Genomic DNA, 17318 nt, shown 5'->3' on the forward strand with positions numbered 1-17318 from the left:
CTAGCCCTGTCATTATGCTTTCTTGGCTTTCTCTAGCGCTTCTTCGATAGAACCAACCATGTAGAAGGCCTGCTCTGGAAGGTGATCGTACTCACCGTCTAGAATGCCTTTAAAGCCACTGATTGTGTCTTTTAGCGATACATATTTACCAGGTGCACCAGTAAATACTTCTGCTACGAAGAACGGCTGAGATAGGAAACGCTGAATCTTACGAGCACGTGATACCACTTGCTTGTCTTCTTCAGATAGTTCGTCCATACCTAGGATCGCGATGATGTCTTTCAGCTCTTTATAGCGCTGAAGAACAGTCTGTACGCCACGTGCTACGTCATAGTGCTCTTGACCAATTACTAGCGGGTCTAGCTGACGAGACGTTGAATCTAGTGGGTCTACCGCAGGGTAGATACCAAGAGACGCGATATCACGAGAAAGTACTACCGTTGCATCCAAGTGAGCAAAGGTTGTCGCTGGAGATGGGTCAGTCAAGTCATCCGCAGGTACGTATACCGCTTGGATTGAAGTGATTGAACCTGTCTTCGTTGACGTAATACGTTCCTGAAGTACACCCATCTCTTCTGCAAGAGTAGGCTGGTAACCTACCGCAGATGGCATACGACCTAGAAGTGCTGATACTTCAGTACCTGCTAGGGTATAACGATAGATGTTATCTACGAAGAATAGAACGTCACGGCCTTCGTCACGGAACTTCTCAGCCATTGTTAGACCGGTAAGTGCAACACGTAGACGGTTACCCGGTGGCTCGTTCATCTGACCGTATACAAGCGATACTTTATCAAGTACGTTTGATTCGTTCATTTCGTGATAGAAGTCGTTACCCTCACGCGTACGCTCACCAACACCCGCGAATACTGAGAAACCGCTGTGCTCGATTGCGATGTTACGGATAAGTTCCATCATGTTTACGGTTTTACCTACACCCGCACCACCGAATAGACCAACTTTACCACCCTTAGCGAATGGGCAAACCAAGTCGATTACTTTGATACCAGTTTCTAGTAGTTCTACCGAGCTAGACTGATCTTCGTAGCTAGGCGCTTCACGGTGAATAGACATACGCTCTTCTTCACCAATTGGACCTGCTTCGTCGATTGGGTTACCCAATACGTCCATGATACGACCAAGTGTCTTCGTACCAACTGGAACCATGATTGGATTACCGGTATTTTCTACTGCAAGACCACGTTTTAGTCCGTCAGTAGTACCTAGTGCGATGCCACGAACAACACCACCACCTAATTGCTGTTGCACTTCCAGGGTTAGACCTGACAAGTCACCTTCGGTAACTCGTAGTGCGTCATAAACTCTTGGTACCGCATCTTGTGGAAATTCAATATCCACAACGGCGCCAATGATTTGGACGACCTTACCTTGACTCATAATTTGTCCTCGTTATCTCTTTTAAACCTTTGCCTACACCGCTGCGGCACCGCTCACAATCTCACTGATTTCTTGTGTGATTGCAGCTTGACGCGCTTTGTTATATACCAGTTGTAACTCATCAATGAGGTTACCGGCGTTGTCGGTTGCTGCCTTCATGGCAACCATTCGCGCAGCTTGTTCTGACGCCGCGTTTTCTACAACACCCTGATACACCTGAGACTCAATGTAACGAACCATTAGTGCTTCCAAAATTTCTTTTGGATCTGGCTCGTAGATGTAGTCCCAACGATGTTGATATTCTTCGTCTTCTGACTTTGGCAAAGGCAATAACTGATTGATCACAGGTTTCTGTGTCATGGTGTTAACGAAGTCATTGAATACCAAGAATACTCGGTCAATTTGTCCTTCGTCGTACGCTTTAAGCATAACGCGTACAACACCCACTACATCGCTCACAGACGGCTTGTCACCTAAACCAGATTCAGCAGCAAGCAACTTGCCACCAAAGCGGTTGAAGAAACTGCACGCCTTAGAACCTAATGCAGCGAAATCCACTTCTACACCCTGTTCACGCCATTTTTTGACGTCTTGAGTGACGAGCTTAAATTCATTGGTGTTCAAGCCACCACATAAGCCTCGGTCAGTGGAAATCACAATGTAACCGACGCGCTTGACTTCACGCTCTTCCAAATAAGGATGGCGATATTCAAGGTTACCGTTTGCAATGTGACCAATCACTTTAAGCATATTTTGTGCATATGGACGGCCAGAAGCCATGCGTTCCTGCGCCTTTTTCATTTTAGACGCAGCAACCATTTCCATCGCACTGGTAATCTTCTGAGTATTTTTGATACTCCCAATCTTACCTTTTATTTCTTTACCGCTGGCCATGACTATCTCTCCGATTACTCAACGAATTGCGCTGGTGGTTAAACACCAGCACCATTGATTACCAAGTTTGTGTCGCTTTAAAGTTTGTTAAAGCGTCGTTCAACTTAGAGGCAATCTCGTCGTTGTAGTTACCTGATTCGTTGATAGTCTTCATAAGGTCAGCGTGTTCGCTGTTCATGTAAGAGTGAAGAGCGGCTTCAAAATCTAGGATTTTGTTAAGCTCGATACCCTTAAGGAAACCTTTTTCTACCGCGAACAGAGATACACCCATATCAGCAATTGAAAGTGGTGCGTACTGCTTCTGCTTCATTAGCTCAGTTACGCGCTCACCGTGCTCAAGTTGCTCACGAGTTGCGTCATCAAGGTCAGAAGCAAACTGCGAGAACGCCGCAAGTTCACGATACTGAGCTAGGGCTAGGCGGATACCGCCACCCAACTTCTTGATGATTTTAGTCTGTGCAGCACCACCAACACGAGATACCGAGATACCAGCGTTAACCGCTGGACGGATACCTGCGTTAAACAAGTCAGTTTCTAGGAAGATCTGACCGTCGGTAATTGAGATTACGTTAGTTGGTACGAATGCAGATACGTCACCAGCTTGCGTTTCGATAATTGGAAGCGCAGTCAATGAACCTGTCTTACCTTTCACTTCGCCGTTTGTGTAACGCTCAACGTATTGTTCGTTTACACGTGCAGCACGTTCTAGTAGACGTGAGTGAAGGTAGAATACGTCACCTGGGTAAGCTTCACGGCCTGGTGGACGCTTAAGTAGTAGTGAGATTTGACGGTAAGCAACAGCTTGCTTAGACAAATCATCATATACGATTAGCGCGTCTTCACCGCGGTCACGGAAGAATTCACCCATAGTACAACCAGAGTAAGGCGCTAGGTATTGAAGCGCAGCAGACTCAGATGCAGATGCTGCAACCACGATAGTGTGGTCAAGTGCACCGTGCTCTTCTAGTTTACGTACTACGTTAGCGATAGTAGATGCTTTCTGACCAACCGCTACGTACACACACTTAATGCCTGTACCTTTTTGGTTGATGATAGCGTCAACAGCCATTGCTGTTTTACCACACTGACGGTCACCGATGATAAGCTCACGCTGACCACGACCTACTGGGATCATGGCATCAACTGACTTATAACCAGTTTGTACTGGCTGGTCTACCGATTGACGCTCGATTACGCCAGGTGCAATTTTTTCAACTGGTTCGAAACCAGCTGCATCGATTGCGCCTTTACCATCGATAGGCTCACCTAGTGTGTTTACAACACGACCTAGTAGTGCGTTACCTACTGGTACTTCAAGAATACGACCAGTAGATTGTACTTTATCGCCTTCTTTAAGGTCCGCATAAGGACCCATAACAACTGCACCTACAGAGTCTCGCTCAAGGTTTAGTGCAATTGCGTAACGGCTTCCAGGAAGCTCGATCATTTCACCTTGCATTACATCGGCAAGGCCATGAATGCGGATAATACCGTCTGTTACTGCGACGATAGTACCTTCATTACGTGCTTCACTGCTTACATTGAACTGTTCAATTCTTTTCTTGATCAGTTCAGCAATTTCAGTGGAATTAAGTTGCATGCTCTTATCCCCGTTATGCTTGCAACGCGTCTGCTAGACGGTTCAATTTCGACTTTACGGAACCATCAATAACTGTATCGCCGGCATTAATTACCATTCCAGCGATCAGGGCAGGGTCCACGTTACAATTAAGCTTCACTTTACGTGCCAAACGTTTTTCCAAAGATGCAACCAACTCGTTTTGTTGTGCATCAGTCAGCGTAGATGCTGAGGTTACGTCCACTTCTATTTCTTTGTCGTAATCTGCTTTAAACGCATCAAACAAAGTAGAAATTTCAGGCAACGCGGCTAAACGTTTATTCTCAGCCAAAACCTTAACCAGGTTTTGGCCGTGTTCGTCGAGTTGCTCACCACAAACATTGTTAAAAATGTCGGCAAGCGTGTCAGCGGCAACCGCACCAGACAAAAGCTGGTGCATGTCATCGTTCGCTGCTACAGCGCCTGCAAAGGCGAGCATTTCTTGCCATTTTGCAACGGCATCTTTCTCGACAGCAAAATCGAAAGCAGCTTTAGCATAAGGACGAGCAACGGTTGTCAATTCAGACATGGCTCATCTCCCTATTAAAGCTCAGCGACAAGTTTTTCAACAATGTCGTTTTGTGCGTTTGCATCGATTTCACGTTGTAAGATTTGCTGTGCGCCAGCTACTGCAAGTGCAGAAACCTGCTTGCGCAAATCTTCTTTGGCACGATTGCGTTCAGCTTCAATCTCGGCATAACCAGAAGCGATAATCTTTTCGCGTTCCGCATGGCCTTTTTGCGTTTCTTCGTCAACCAATTGGTTGGCACGCTTTTTAGCCTGCTCGATAATTTCAGCTGCTTGCGCTTTCGCATCTTTCAATTGCTCAGTAGCTTTCGCTTGAGCAAGCTCTAGGTCTTTCTCTGCACGCTCAGAAGCTTCAAGCCCATCGGCAATCTTCTTCTGACGTTCTTCAATCGCTGCCATTAGTGGAGGCCATACATATTTCATGCAGAACACCACGAACACAGCGAAGGCGATTAATTGACCAATAAAAGTGGCGTTAAAATTCACAATCGCCCCTCCTCTTAAAGTTCGCTAAAAAAGTGTTTAGTAGAATTAGGCACCAACAGCGAACAATAGGTATAGAGCGATACCAACACCGATCATCGCGATGGCGTCGATAAGACCCGCTACGATGAACATCTTAACTTGTAGTTGAGGTGCTAGTTCAGGTTGACGAGCAGCAGATTCAAGGAATTTACCACCTAGTAGACCGAAACCAATAGCGGTACCAAGGGCACCAAGACCAATCAGTAGTGCAACAGCGATGTATAACATTTACGTCTCCGATTTAAGTTAAATTTAAAGTTAATGTTTAAAAGTCAAACTCTGTAAAAAACGGTGTCGATTAAAAATCAAAACCTACACCCGTTAATGCTTAGTGGTCTTCACACGCCAGGCTTAAGTACACGATGGTAAGCACCATGAAAATAAACGCTTGAAGCGGAAGTACCAGAATATGGAACACAGCCCACATGAAGTGCAGTGGAAGCTGGAAATAACCAATTGTAGCAATCAAAATGAAGATTAGCTCACTGGCATACAAGTTACCGAACAAACGCAGTGCTAGTGAAAGCGGACGCGCAAGCAAAGTAACCGTTTCAAGAATAAAGTTCACCGGAATAAAGATAGGGTGACCGAAAGGTTGCATAGTAAGTTCTTTCGCAAAACCTCCAATGCCTTTCATCTTGATTGAATAGAAAAGAATAAGAATAAACACGCCTGAAGCCAGTGCGAACGTTAAGTTAAGGTCAGTGGTTGGAACTGCCTTGTTGTAAACGTCGTGTGGATCCATGCCAAAAGCCGCTTGGCCGATAAGACCAGATACCCATGGAATAAGATCAACTGGCACCAAGTCCATAAGGTTCATTAGCAATACCCATACAAAGATAGTTAGCGCTAATGGCGCAATAAGTGCGCTCTTACCGTGGAAGGTGCTTTTAACGTTGTCGTCAACAAACTCAACAACTAGCTCAACAAACGCCTGCATTTTGCCAGGTACGCCGGTTGTCGCTTTTGAAGCAACGCTTCTAAAGATGATTAGGAAAAGAAGACCAAGACCGATAGACCATGCCAGTGTATCAACATGCCATGCCCAAAAACCGGCGTCAGAACACGCTTTGTTAAAAGCAATTCCGTTGTCAGTTGAGCACATGGTGGCATTGGTCAAGTGGTGCTTGATGTATTCTGAGGTAGTGTATTCAGATGCCATTGTTTAACCCAAGTTGTAAAGTGTAAAAATTTGGTGACTGGTTCTTTTGTCTCAATCGGTCGAATGCGTTGTTTTCGTTATCGCAACGCCTCGCGCTGTCTTTATTCTTTCGTACCGTAATGAAACATGGCTAGCCCGTGGCTAGCGGTTGTAATCACAAATGCCATGAAAATCTCTAATGGCGCGGCGTTTAAGCCTTTAAAAGCAATTACAAATAAAATGATTGTCAGTGCCAGCTTCAATTTTGAGCCCTGGCTAAAACTCCGTGCAACAAGGTCGTTTTTACTGGCACCTGCGTAACGAAACGCGAAAGCCATAAAAACACTGTTCGGCAGAATGCTGATTAAAGCGCCTGCCGCTGCCGACATGGCGGAATGACTTCCTCCTGCGGCGCCTGCGAAAGCGGTAACGACTAGGGCCGTGACAGCCTGAAAAAGTAGCCCTTTCTTGGCGAGGTCTAACCCGCGTTTTGCTAACTTGTTCGTCACTTTTACTCGCAGCTTGTTCACGTCTTACAAAAAGCGTCAGAAGTATACTGTTTTACCGACAATTTTCAACAGTACAACGCTTTTTGAAAGTTATTCTGAAAATTTTCTATTGCTATAACCGGAAAGGAGAGTGTCCGGCGTTTGCACCGAACAGCGTATCAATTGCGGGTAGGCAAAGGGATCTTCTCTAGTAATTTTATTTTAACCTATTGAATTTTAGAGATAATTCCATCTAATTGTTCAAGGTCGCTAAAGCTAATTGTCAGCTTGCCTTTGCCTTTCGCATTGTGGTCAATACTCACAGGAGTGCCTAAATTTTCTGAAAGTCGTGTCATAAGGTTTTGCACATCGGGATCAACTTTCTTCTCAGGCTTAGGTTTAGCTGGCTCCAAAAGCTTTTTAACAAGCTTTTCTGTATCGCGCACGGTAAGACCTTTGCCCGATACTACTTGCGCAGTTTCCGACTGGGTATCACCTTCTAGCGCTAACAGCGCTCTAGCATGACCCATTTCAATATCGCCATGCTCGACTAACAGTTTCACGTCGTCGTTCAAATTATTCAGACGAAGTAAATTTGTCACCGTGGTGCGTGATTTGCCCACAGCTTCGGCCACTTCTTGATGGGTAAGCGCAAACTCATTCATTAAACGGTCGAGGGCTTGCGCCTCTTCCATGGCATTTAAATCTTCACGCTGAATATTTTCGATGAGGGCGATGGCCACTGCCGCTTCATCAGGCACGTTCTTAACCAAACAAGGCACTTCGTCTAGCTGTGCCAGTTGTGAAGCTCGCCAGCGACGTTCACCGGCAATGATTTCATAGCGGTGCTCGTCGACTTTTCTCACTACGATAGGCTGAATAATACCTTGCGCACGAATGGACGATGCCAATTCTTCTAATGCCTCAGGCGACATGTCTTTACGAGGCTGATACTTGCCCGGCACTAAGTATTCAATAGGGAGTTTACTCAACTCACCGTTGGTTGAATTTACCTCGGCGGCATCTTGTTCTTTTTGAGCAGATGATTGGCTGGTTGCGAGTAGCGCATCTAAACCGCGGCCAAGGCCTCTTTTACGTGCTGACATAGTGTCCTCTATGGCATGTGCTGATAGTGTTCAGCTTATTGTCGTTTAACTTGCTTTTGCCTGTGCAGGCGTTGTTTTGTCCCTACGACGCAGTATTTCACCCGCCAGTGCCAAGTAGGCTTTAGCGCCTGTCGATGACTTATCATAGTACATCGCTGGCGTACCGAAGCTTGGTGCTTCAGCTAGACGAACATTGCGCGGAATAACCGTGCGATAAACTTGCTCACCAAAATGGCGCTTCAGCTGTTCTGAAACGTCGTTAGCAAGGCGATTGCGCGGGTCGTACATAGTACGCAATACGCCTTCAATCTTCAATTCTGGATTCACTACGGATGCCAATTTTTGAATGGTATCCATAAGGGCAGTGAGGCCTTCTAGTGCGTAATATTCACACTGCATAGGCACCATTACCGAATCGGCAGCCGCCAGGGCGTTCACAGTTAACTGGTTTAGCGAAGGCGGGCAGTCGATAAAGACAAAATCGTAGTAATCCATAACGGGCTTCAGTGCATTGCGAAGCCTTACTTCACGGGCAAACATTTCCATCAGCTTAATTTCTGCTGCGGTTACGTCACCGTTCGCTGCGATGAGGTCATACTTGCCGCTTGTCGCTTTAACGATAACATCGTTAATAGGCTTTTCTTCAATCAACAATTCAAATGCCGTAGATTCAACGTCGTATTTATCAACGCCGCTTCCCATGGTCGCATTACCTTGTGGATCGAGATCAATCAGCAACACCTTACGTTTGGTTGCTGCCATTGACGCTGCCACGTTAACTGCGGTGGTTGTCTTTCCAACACCACCTTTTTGATTCGCGATCGCGATTACCTTAGCCACGTTAGATCCTGTTCTCGTCTATTTCTATTTTTCGGCTATTTCTTTTTTAGCCAAACCAGATGTCGTTCGCCTACCAAATTTGGCACAGTGAGGTTTTCCGTTTTGCTCACATGGAAGTGATCACTCACTTCGTCTATCTCATCTTGTGGAAACTGACCTTTAAGCGCCAAAAATTGACCTTCTGAATCTACCAGATGCTGACACCAGTGCAACATATCTTTTAGCGAAGCGAAAGCTCGGCTTAGCACAATATCGTAAGGCGTATCGCCATTGTGCTCTTCAACGCGGCTTTGCACAGGAGTTACGTTAGTTAATCCAAGCGTGTGCACACATTGGGTCATAAACCGTACACGCTTGCCCAATGAGTCAAGCAATGTGAATGATTTATCTGGAAACGCGATTGCCAACGGCATACCTGGAAGGCCAGGGCCCGTTCCAACATCAATGATATTGTTACCATCAAGAAAGGGCACAATGGCCAGCGAATCTAGAATGTGTTTCACCATCATTTGCTTAGGATCGCGCACAGAAGTCAGGTTGTACGCCTTATTCCATTTGTCCATAAGCAGCACATAGTCAACTAACTGCTGCTGTTGCTTATCACTTAAATCTAGTGAAAGGGCATCGAGTCCAGACACCAAAATGGTGTGCAATTCTTGCTGTATCGTCATCGAAAAATCTGTCTGTTCGCGTTAATGTTTTTTGCTCTACACAGTCCATACCATAAACACCCGTGGCGAATCGTTATTCGCCGCTCATTTACAGCCGTTTCTTAATGCAGCTCTTCATGCTCGATACAAGTGCGCTTGAAGAAGCCACATAAATTAATCAAAGCCGCACAACGAATGTAAATTGGTGCAATGGGACAGTGTGAAAAGCGCCGAGTTTTTCTAGTTTTCGCATAGTTTAGGCAATTATGATTATCATAATACGCGAATAAATAGGAAAAACTAAGCGCTGCGAGTAATGTGTTGAGTTAAGCGCGTGTTTTACGCACTGATTTTCTCTTGCTTGCGCAACATGCCGTGTTTTTTAAGGTAAACCAGCAGTAAAGAGATGGCCGCCGGGGTAATGCCCGAAATACGCGATGCTTTACCGATAGTTTCCGGTCTGGCTTCGGTTAACTTGGCTACAACCTCGTTCGACAAGCCGGAAATCTTGCTGAAGTCCATATCAACCGGCAACAGGGTGTTTTCGTGTCGCTGCGTTTTCGCGATTTCATCCATTTGACGGGCAATGTAGCCGGCGTACTTAATTTGAATTTCCACTTGCTCTGCAGCAACCGGATCTTTAAGACCTGGGCCAACACTTTCAATTTCCATTAACTGACCGTAAGTCATTTCAGGTCGACGGATTAGCTCTTCAAGAGAATGTTCACGACTCACCGGATTTTTCAGCATGGTATTAAGTTCCGGCGTTGCCGCGTGATCAGGGTGGATCCACTGACCGCGTAGACGCTGCAGCTCACTTTCTACCGCTTCCATCTTGTCGTTAAATTTCGCCCAGCGCGCATCATCAACAAGACCAATCTCTCGGCCCATCGCGGTTAAACGGCTATCGGCATTGTCTTCACGAAGCAGTAGTCTGTATTCAGCACGGCTAGTGAACATGCGGTACGGCTCTTTCGTACCCATGGTGGCTAAGTCGTCGATAAGTACGCCCATGTATGCTTGGTCGCGGCGTAAAATCATCGGGTCTTTTTCTTGAACTTGTAGCGCTGCGTTTGCGCCTGCTACTAACCCTTGCGCACCCGCTTCTTCATAGCCAGTGGTACCGTTAATTTGGCCAGCAAAGAACAAACCTCGAATAAACTTCGTTTCCAGTGTTTGTTTCAGATCGCGTGGATCAAAGAAATCATATTCAATCGCATAGCCCGGGCGAACAATGTGCGCATTTTCGAAACCTTTGATCGAGCGGACAAGGTTCATCTGTACGTCAAATGGCAAACTGGTTGAAATACCATTTGGATAAACTTCAATGCTGTTTAAACCTTCTGGCTCAACAAAAATTTGATGCGATGTCTTGTCTGCAAAACGGGTGATCTTATCTTCAATACTTGGGCAATAGCGCGGTCCGATACCTTCGATAACCCCAGTAAACATGGGTGAGCGATCTAATCCCCCGCGAATGATATCGTGGGTTTTTTCGTTAGTGTGGGTGATATAGCACGGGATCTGTGTAGGGTGCATGGTTCTATCACCCATGAACGAAAATACCGGCGTAGGATTGTCACCAGGTTGAGGCTGCATTACAGAAAAATCTAACGAGCGAGCATCAAGTCTTGCTGGTGTCCCAGTTTTTAAACGGTCAACACGAAACGGAAGGGCACGTAGTCTATCTGCAAGTGCGATAGACGGTGGATCGCCGGCACGACCGCCGCGATAGTTTTCAAGGCCAATGTGAATGGTTCCGCCAAGGAAAGTACCCACTGTCAGTACCACTGACTTGGCTTTAAACTTCAAGCCCATTTGCGTAACAACACCGCATACCTGATCGTTTTCAACAATCAGATCGTCAACGCTCTGTTGGAACAAGGTTAGGTTTTCTTGATTTTCAACAATGTCGCGAATAGCGTTTTTGTAAAGCGTACGGTCCGCTTGCGCACGCGTTGCACGAACAGCTGGGCCTTTAGAAGAATTCAATGTTCTAAACTGAATACCACCTTTGTCGATAGCCAGTGCCATTGCACCACCTAACGCATCGATCTCTTTTACAAGATGGCCTTTACCGATCCCACCAATTGCAGGGTTACACGACATCTGGCCTATCGTCTCAATATTGTGAGTGAGCAACAGCGTATTTGCACCCATGCGAGCAGCTGCAAGTGCCGCTTCTGTACCTGCATGTCCACCACCTACAACGATGACATCAAATGCTTCAGCATAAAACATGGTTAAACCTCACTATTAACTTACGATAAGCCGATTAAAAACTAATTTTTCTCACGCAGAGACTGCTGAAAAAAGGGCGCGTATTTTATCTGACTTATTGGATAAAGAAAATGATTAAATTTTCCTCAAAACCTGTTTTTGAAAAGGTGTGATCGAATCATAAGATCTTAAGATCTCTTTTAGATCTGTTTATTTTTACTTTTATTAGGATCATCAAGATCTGTGGGTAACCGATCAAAGCACATAAAGATCATCAAGTTACGCGATCAATAACATTGGGAAACCCCGATCCATAACACTACCTCAAACTTGTGTATAAATGGCCTTTTTATCCACACCCCGAATCGTTTGAAAAGTTATTCTTTTTTCGATCAAAGCTTATGCACAGTGGTTTGTAGGATCCTATCCACAGGGGTGATCAAGATGTGACCCAACTGGGGATAAAATGTTTGCTATTTATGTATCGCGATCAAAAGATCGTGTAGTTACGTGCGTTATAGCGTGATCTCATTGTGGAGGAGATCTTTTCCAAAAGCTGTGATTAGATCGCCCGATCGCATTTATCAACATCTTCAAAAAATGTGCAGGCTTTTATGAACGACAAGATTATTTTTTCAAAACAGCCCATTTTTCAGGAGAAAAACATAGGAGTTGACCAAAATACAGTCACTTTTATAAGGTAGAAGTGGGTCTGAAAGAATGGTTATTTGTTTAACTGAAGGAGATCGTTGAGTGTATCTATGAATTGAAACCGTATCGTTTTGGTAAAAAGCGGGATCAACAGACTAAGTGATTCGCTATTACCTGGCACAACAGGAACATGCAATAAGGTTTAATGAAGGAAAAGACCTAGCAGAGTAAGGGCTAGGTTTCGAGAGAGGGGAAACCAGGTGCTATTAGCGCACCTGGTTGGGTTGATAGCGTGGCTGTGAAACAGAGCCTTGCATGTCTTCTTGTTCAATGGTTAAGCCTTCACGGCGGCTTGGGCCTTGGAACCTAACCTTGTAAGTATCGTACTCTTTAATCGACTCAAAACAATAGGGGCCAAGGGCATTTTCAAGTTCGGTTAAATTGTGATTGGTGATCAAAATACAGTTTTTCTTGTTTACTAAGCGCTGTCTTAGCAGGTTACCAAACCAGCTTTGCGCATTCTTCTTTAACACGCTTTCGTTTACACACACTTCATCAAGAATAAGCAGATCGACGTCTAGCAGTTCCTGATTAATCTCCCTGAAGCGCTGTCCTGCGTTATCTGAAGCCCCAAAATCAAACGAGAAATTGCGCATTTCAAGCAGCGTAGACAGTTGACGATAAAGCACTGAAATTTCGTACTGCTCTATAAGTTGATGGGCTATGGCACCGGCGATATGTGATTTACCACGACCGTAATCGCCGTAAAACAGCATCATATGCGAGCCGCTTTGACGCCATGCAGGGTCGTCATGGGCAGCAATAAAAGACTGAGCTATCGATACGGCTTCAATGACATCGTCACTGTCTTCAACTAAGTTGGCGAAGGTCCATTTAGGATTCAGATCAGAACGGCCATGAATAGCCTCTACACGGGCTTTTTTACTACGCTGCTGTAGTTGTGATACTTCTTCGTTCGCTTTCGCCTCGTACTGCTTACGAAGCGTTTTATAGTCGATGTATTCACGATTGGGATCGACGTCTTTGTTGAGCGCTCTCGCTAAATTAGCAATTTTGTCGGTTATACGATCCATAACGAATTAACTCTTCTTAGTTGCGGCATACTTTTCCACCAGCTTTCTAGCATTATCATCTGCTTCTATGCCGGCTGCAACTTTCACTTGTTGCGTTCCCACCACTTTTGTTGGGGCGTAGCCTGAAGCGAGACGCTTACGCTTGATATTGTTGGCAAACTTTTGTGTCCATTGAAATTCGCTAAACACTGAACTTGGTCTTCCCAACCAATAGGCAATGAATTCACCCACTTCGTTGTCATCAAATGTTTTATCGATAATACCCAGTAGCGAGGCCATTTCTTCAAACAACGCGTTGTTGGGCGTCCAATTAGGGGTCATGGCGCTATGACGAGCGTGTAGTTGGTCGAAGTCTGACTGTGGCTCGCTTAGAAGCGGAAGAAGTAAGGTTTTCCCGTTGATTGTGTGCTCAAGGTCAAGTTCAAGGGGCAGGGCAACCAAACCCACTTGTTCAAGCTGCTTAACCAAGCTATTGATTTGACGACCGCGTTGATAAGGTTCGTCTTTGCTGTCGCCGTTTAGCAAGTTCAATAATTGCTTATAATCAATAGGGGCGGACGATGTCGTTGCCGCATTTGCACCTGTTCGAAGCCCAAGTAAATACAGTACCCGGCAATCGTTAGAGAGGGGAGATTGCAACGCCGCCAGTTCAGCTTGGGTAAGGTTGCTGTTCATCGCATTGGTTCCACGTAAAAACGCTTGTTAAGCATTGGCCAGCTTTTCGTCAAACCATTCCACGGCGGCATCTTCAGGGATAGGGTGTTCTAGCACATCGATGTATAGCGCGTCGGTAATTAACGTGCCACCTGCGTTTTTAATGTGTTTTTCCATTTCTTTTGCGCCGAAACAAAAGGTGTCGTAACTGGTGTCACCTAGCCCAATAACGTAGGCGTTTACTGCGCTTAAATCTGCGCCCTCTAACTGCTTTGCGAACGGCTGGATGTTGTCAGGTAATTCGCCAGCACCGTGGGTTGATGTACACACGATCCACGTTGATTCTGTTTTAATCTCATCTAAATTTGGTTCTGAGTGAATAGTGTGGGTGTGCCCGCTCGCATCAAGTTTTTCCGCAATGGCATCAGCCACATATTCTGCGGCACCTAACATGGTGCCGACGATGATTTCAAAATGCTTGCTCATTATTGGGTTGCTTCTCTATTTACGATTGTCGTCTTAACGTAAGTGCGGCTTATCCGTTACGTTATTCACCATCTTACTTATAACTTTATTGGTTGCGCTACTTACCAATACAGAACGATGAAAAAATCTTACCAAGTAGGTCGTCTGACGTGAATTCACCGGTTATCTCACATAGTGCCTGGTGAGCCAAGCGCAATTCTTCAGCGAGTAACTCGCCCGCCATAGCGTCATGCAGTTGTTGTTCGCCTGTGCTTACATAACTGTAGGCTTGGTCGAGTGCGTCTATGTGTCGTCTGCGCGCGATAAATTGACCTTCAGTTGTAGTATCGAATCCCATGGTTTTTGCCAGATGTGCTTTTAGCGTGTCGACGCCGCTACCTTCTTTGGCTGATAGATTAATGACTGAGATATCACCTTGCTCGGTGGCAACTGTGCTTTGTCCAATATCTAAGGTACTAAGGTCGGCCTTGTTACGAACTACGGTAACGGGAATGCCTTGTGGCAATCGGGCCATAAATTCTGGCCATATTTCATAAGGGTCGATCACTACGGTTGCGGTAGAGTCCACAACAAATAACACATGATCAGCTTCATTAATGGCTTGCCACGCGCGCTCAATACCAATTTGTTCCACTTTATCTGGGCTTTCTCGAAGTCCTGCTGTGTCGATAATGTGAACAGGCATACCATCAATGTGAATATGCTCTTTAAGCACGTCTCGCGTGGTACCGGCTATATCGGTAACAATGGCGCTATCTCGTCCTGCCAGGGCGTTTAATAAGCTCGATTTACCGGCGTTAGGTCGCCCCGCAATCACCACCTGCATACCTTCGCGCAACAAGGTGCCTTGTTTAGCCTGTTCGCGCACTTTGGTTAAGCTTTGCATAATTGCGCTTAAGTCACCTGATACTTTCCCATCAGATAAGAAATCAATTTCTTCTTCAGGAAAATCGATGGCCGCCTCTACGTACATACGAAGATGCACGATTTGGTCAGATAGCGTTTGAATTTGTGTAGAAAACTCACCCTGTAGCGAGCGCAGCGCACTTTTTGCTGCCTGTTTAGAACTTGCATCAATCAAGTCGGCAATCGCCTCTGCTTGCGCAAGGTCTAATTTATCATTTAAAAAGGCTTGTTCACTGAATTCACCTGGATTGGCAAGCCGGGCATCGCCCGTTGCAAGCACGGCATCAATCAGCATGTCCATGACAACTTGACCGCCATGGCCCTGCAGTTCAAGTACATCTTCACCGGTAAATGAGTTAGGCCCTTTAAAAAACAGTGCTATGCCCTGGTCTATTACGCTGTTGTTAGCATCAACAAACGGCGTATAGGTCGCAAGACGTGGTGTTAGTGCGCTTGGTACTAACGCCTCTGCGATGGCTTTAGCCTTAGGACCTGAAACACGTACAATACCTACGCCGCCACGACCGGGCGCTGTCGCTTGTGCGGTAATAGTGTCGGTAGAAAGGGTGAGTGATTCCATAATTAGTCGCGGAAGTTCTTATTGTTGAGATTTGATGATGACATAGTGATTTTCTTTTATTGATCAGCGTGGAAGTAGTATACAAGCGATAGAGGCCGCAACCAACAGAGATGAAGGGGTCTGTCCTTTTACCCCAATTAAATTAGCGGACTTTAAATCTAAAGCAAGTCCCATTCTTAGGGTATATGTATTGCCCTGAACGCCAATGTTTAACGCGTTTACAGTAGACGTAACCGTCTTCGTAATATGAGTCTTTAGATGACATCACAACCTCCTTGGTTGAGCGAGTCTAAGTAACATTGGCAGAAGAGCTCTAGTTGCTTTCCGCGGCACTGGTGGGGGCATTTATTGCGCTGTTTCATAGTTTAAGCCTCAATTCAAATTGATTGAAATTAAACCATGTGGACACTATTATAACGTTGTTGATGCGTGATAGTGGCCGTCATGGCTGGTGTCACAGGAAAGAAAGCTGACGGAGAGTGTCCACCAAAAGGTGTTTACTAGCCGTTGGCTTTTTCCATATTGTGCATATTATAATCAGGCTCATTGTAGGTAAAGCATAAAATTTGGGTTTAACAGATTAGACCAGTCAGTCATTCGTCGCATGCCATGTATTTAAAGCTTTAGCTGGTTTCTTTGTGTTTTTGTATTACAAGACATTGTCTATACTGAGTGGTTATGGCAGCAACATGGAGTATATATGGAAACCCTTAGTACCTTTGCTAAGAGAAAATGCTGTTTAGTAAAAGAACACCCAGATCACGAGAGTCCTACTAGCAAAGATGTTAAAGACTTACTCTATTTGAATAATTGGACGTATGCAGATGCTGCAAAGCTTACAGGTGTTGCTGTAACTGCAAAGGGAAGTAGTCCAACAGTTCAGCGCTGGTGTACAAAAGAATCTTCCAGTGACCATAGAGACATTCCTTACAGTGCATGGCTCGTGTTGCTCACTTATTCTAGCCTAGTCATCTGCAACATGAAGCAAGCCAACAAAATTATCAATGGAAAACTAACAAGCGGTAATTAAGGGTAGGTTAGTCTTACAAATATTAATGTGTAGGCATGTTGTATACACACCTACGATAGCTTTTACAGGTCGTTTAAAAAGCCCTATTGGCTACTTCTACCAATTCGCATTTGCCTGTTTCTGAAGCTGTTACGGGCTCAATCTTATCTGGAAATTCCACTGACTCAGCTACCATAGAAAAGTTCATTGACAAATTGACCCTACTTATAGAGTACTGGTTCGTCATACGAAGACCTGCAATTAGTGTTACGTCTTGATAAGTAATGCTGTCTGCAGTGAAGAAGCCTTTAGCATTGAAGCTATGTCCATTTGAATTAGTGTGGGTCACAGCATTAGTCTCTTCATCGACCTTTGACTGGAACTTTATTTCTCTTCCATCGCCATTGGTATACGAACATTTCAAATACACTGGTTTAGCGAGAACGGGTGATGTAGCTAGTATAGAAGCAACTATGAAGAGGTACTTTTGGCTTAACATAGGTAATAATCCTTTAATATGTGTAGTAGTC

18 protein-coding genes are annotated in these 17318 nt (G+C 45.2%); 1 reads left to right on the top strand and 17 read right to left on the bottom strand.

Annotation, left to right across the window (positions count from 1 at the left end; all coding sequences use genetic code 11):
- Positions 1-12: 12 nt before the first annotated feature.
- The 16 genes from atpD to mnmE form a co-directional block, all read right to left on the bottom strand.
- Positions 13-1398, bottom strand: a complete 1386-nt coding sequence (atpD, locus tag MHM87_RS03755) for a F0F1 ATP synthase subunit beta (protein ID WP_014951449.1) — start codon at positions 1396-1398, stop codon at positions 13-15.
- A 33-nt stretch (positions 1399-1431) separates the two neighbouring features.
- Complete coding sequence (atpG, locus tag MHM87_RS03760; protein ID WP_012520217.1) at positions 1432-2292, bottom strand: F0F1 ATP synthase subunit gamma; 861 nt, start codon at positions 2290-2292, stop codon at positions 1432-1434.
- A 58-nt stretch (positions 2293-2350) separates the two neighbouring features.
- Positions 2351-3892 (bottom strand): F0F1 ATP synthase subunit alpha, encoded by a 1542-nt coding sequence (gene atpA / locus MHM87_RS03765; RefSeq protein ID WP_014951450.1) that lies wholly within the window; start codon positions 3890-3892, stop codon positions 2351-2353.
- A gap of 13 nt (positions 3893-3905) precedes the next feature.
- Positions 3906-4439: a F0F1 ATP synthase subunit delta gene (gene atpH, locus MHM87_RS03770; protein ID WP_014951451.1), complete on the bottom strand. Its 534-nt coding sequence runs from the start codon at positions 4437-4439 to the stop codon at positions 3906-3908.
- Between the two features lie 14 nt (positions 4440-4453).
- Positions 4454-4924: a F0F1 ATP synthase subunit B gene (gene atpF, locus MHM87_RS03775; protein ID WP_014951452.1), complete on the bottom strand. Its 471-nt coding sequence runs from the start codon at positions 4922-4924 to the stop codon at positions 4454-4456.
- Positions 4925-4969: 45 nt separating this feature from the next.
- A complete protein-coding gene (gene atpE, locus MHM87_RS03780) occupies positions 4970-5191 on the bottom strand; it encodes a F0F1 ATP synthase subunit C (RefSeq protein ID WP_012520222.1) in 222 nt (73 codons plus the stop codon).
- 100 nt (positions 5192-5291) lie between these two features.
- A complete protein-coding gene (gene atpB / locus MHM87_RS03785) occupies positions 5292-6125 on the bottom strand; it encodes a F0F1 ATP synthase subunit A (RefSeq protein ID WP_239257808.1) in 834 nt (277 codons plus the stop codon).
- Between the two features lie 101 nt (positions 6126-6226).
- A complete protein-coding gene (locus MHM87_RS03790) occupies positions 6227-6613 on the bottom strand; it encodes an ATP synthase subunit I (protein ID WP_014977839.1) in 387 nt (128 codons plus the stop codon).
- 206 nt (positions 6614-6819) lie between these two features.
- Positions 6820-7698 carry a ParB/RepB/Spo0J family partition protein gene (locus MHM87_RS03795; RefSeq protein WP_014951454.1) on the bottom strand — a complete coding sequence of 293 codons (879 nt, stop codon included), beginning with the start codon at positions 7696-7698 and terminating at the stop codon, positions 6820-6822.
- Between the two features lie 45 nt (positions 7699-7743).
- Positions 7744-8538, bottom strand: a complete 795-nt coding sequence (locus MHM87_RS03800) for a ParA family protein (RefSeq protein ID WP_014951455.1) — start codon at positions 8536-8538, stop codon at positions 7744-7746.
- Between the two features lie 35 nt (positions 8539-8573).
- Positions 8574-9209 carry a 16S rRNA (guanine(527)-N(7))-methyltransferase RsmG gene (gene rsmG / locus MHM87_RS03805; protein WP_014951456.1) on the bottom strand — a complete coding sequence of 212 codons (636 nt, stop codon included), beginning with the start codon at positions 9207-9209 and terminating at the stop codon, positions 8574-8576.
- A 318-nt stretch (positions 9210-9527) separates the two neighbouring features.
- Complete coding sequence (gene mnmG, locus MHM87_RS03810; protein WP_239257809.1) at positions 9528-11429, bottom strand: tRNA uridine-5-carboxymethylaminomethyl(34) synthesis enzyme MnmG; 1902 nt, start codon at positions 11427-11429, stop codon at positions 9528-9530.
- An 896-nt stretch (positions 11430-12325) separates the two neighbouring features.
- Positions 12326-13153, bottom strand: a complete 828-nt coding sequence (locus MHM87_RS03815; RefSeq protein ID WP_239257810.1) for an ATP-binding protein — start codon at positions 13151-13153, stop codon at positions 12326-12328.
- Between the two features lie 6 nt (positions 13154-13159).
- Positions 13160-13828, bottom strand: a complete 669-nt coding sequence (locus MHM87_RS03820) for a DnaT-like ssDNA-binding domain-containing protein (protein WP_239257811.1) — start codon at positions 13826-13828, stop codon at positions 13160-13162.
- A gap of 27 nt (positions 13829-13855) precedes the next feature.
- Positions 13856-14293 (bottom strand): FMN-binding protein MioC, encoded by a 438-nt coding sequence (gene mioC, locus MHM87_RS03825; protein WP_239257812.1) that lies wholly within the window; start codon positions 14291-14293, stop codon positions 13856-13858.
- 97 nt (positions 14294-14390) lie between these two features.
- Entirely contained in the window at positions 14391-15779 is a 1389-nt protein-coding gene (gene mnmE, locus MHM87_RS03830; protein WP_039228888.1) for a tRNA uridine-5-carboxymethylaminomethyl(34) synthesis GTPase MnmE, read from the bottom strand.
- A 700-nt stretch (positions 15780-16479) separates the two neighbouring features.
- On the opposite strand from mnmE, the gene MHM87_RS03835 reads away from it, so the two are divergent.
- Positions 16480-16809 (top strand): hypothetical protein, encoded by a 330-nt coding sequence (locus MHM87_RS03835; RefSeq protein WP_187446847.1) that lies wholly within the window; start codon positions 16480-16482, stop codon positions 16807-16809.
- Between the two features lie 73 nt (positions 16810-16882).
- Here the strand turns inward: MHM87_RS03835 and MHM87_RS03840 are convergent, their stop codons facing one another.
- Positions 16883-17287 (bottom strand): hypothetical protein, encoded by a 405-nt coding sequence (locus tag MHM87_RS03840; protein WP_187446848.1) that lies wholly within the window; start codon positions 17285-17287, stop codon positions 16883-16885.
- Positions 17288-17318 lie beyond the last annotated feature (31 nt).

This window comes from Alteromonas sp. Cnat3-28 (assembly GCF_022348265.1).
Lineage (GTDB): Bacteria > Pseudomonadota > Gammaproteobacteria > Enterobacterales > Alteromonadaceae > Alteromonas > Alteromonas macleodii.

Bases quoted from the DNA above. Each gene is read 5' to 3' on its own strand.
- atpD (WP_014951449.1), bottom strand. From the start codon at position 1,398: ATGAGTCAAGGTAAGGTCGTCCAAATCATTGGCGCCGTTGTGGATATT.
- atpG (WP_012520217.1), bottom strand. From the start codon at position 2,292: ATGGCCAGCGGTAAAGAAATAAAAGGTAAGATTGGGAGTATCAAAAAT.
- atpA (WP_014951450.1), bottom strand. From the start codon at position 3,892: ATGCAACTTAATTCCACTGAAATTGCTGAACTGATCAAGAAAAGAATT.
- atpH (WP_014951451.1), bottom strand. From the start codon at position 4,439: ATGTCTGAATTGACAACCGTTGCTCGTCCTTATGCTAAAGCTGCTTTC.
- atpE (WP_012520222.1), bottom strand. From the start codon at position 5,191: ATGTTATACATCGCTGTTGCACTACTGATTGGTCTTGGTGCCCTTGGT.
- atpB (WP_239257808.1), bottom strand. From the start codon at position 6,125: ATGGCATCTGAATACACTACCTCAGAATACATCAAGCACCACTTGACC.
- MHM87_RS03795 (WP_014951454.1), bottom strand. From the start codon at position 7,698: ATGTCAGCACGTAAAAGAGGCCTTGGCCGCGGTTTAGATGCGCTACTC.
- rsmG (WP_014951456.1), bottom strand. From the start codon at position 9,209: ATGACGATACAGCAAGAATTGCACACCATTTTGGTGTCTGGACTCGAT.
- mnmG (WP_239257809.1), bottom strand. From the start codon at position 11,429: ATGTTTTATGCTGAAGCATTTGATGTCATCGTTGTAGGTGGTGGACAT.
- MHM87_RS03815 (WP_239257810.1), bottom strand. From the start codon at position 13,153: ATGGATCGTATAACCGACAAAATTGCTAATTTAGCGAGAGCGCTCAAC.
- MHM87_RS03820 (WP_239257811.1), bottom strand. From the start codon at position 13,828: ATGAACAGCAACCTTACCCAAGCTGAACTGGCGGCGTTGCAATCTCCC.
- mioC (WP_239257812.1), bottom strand. From the start codon at position 14,293: ATGAGCAAGCATTTTGAAATCATCGTCGGCACCATGTTAGGTGCCGCA.
- mnmE (WP_039228888.1), bottom strand. From the start codon at position 15,779: ATGGAATCACTCACCCTTTCTACCGACACTATTACCGCACAAGCGACA.
- MHM87_RS03835 (WP_187446847.1), top strand. From the start codon at position 16,480: ATGGAAACCCTTAGTACCTTTGCTAAGAGAAAATGCTGTTTAGTAAAA.
- MHM87_RS03840 (WP_187446848.1), bottom strand. From the start codon at position 17,287: ATGTTAAGCCAAAAGTACCTCTTCATAGTTGCTTCTATACTAGCTACA.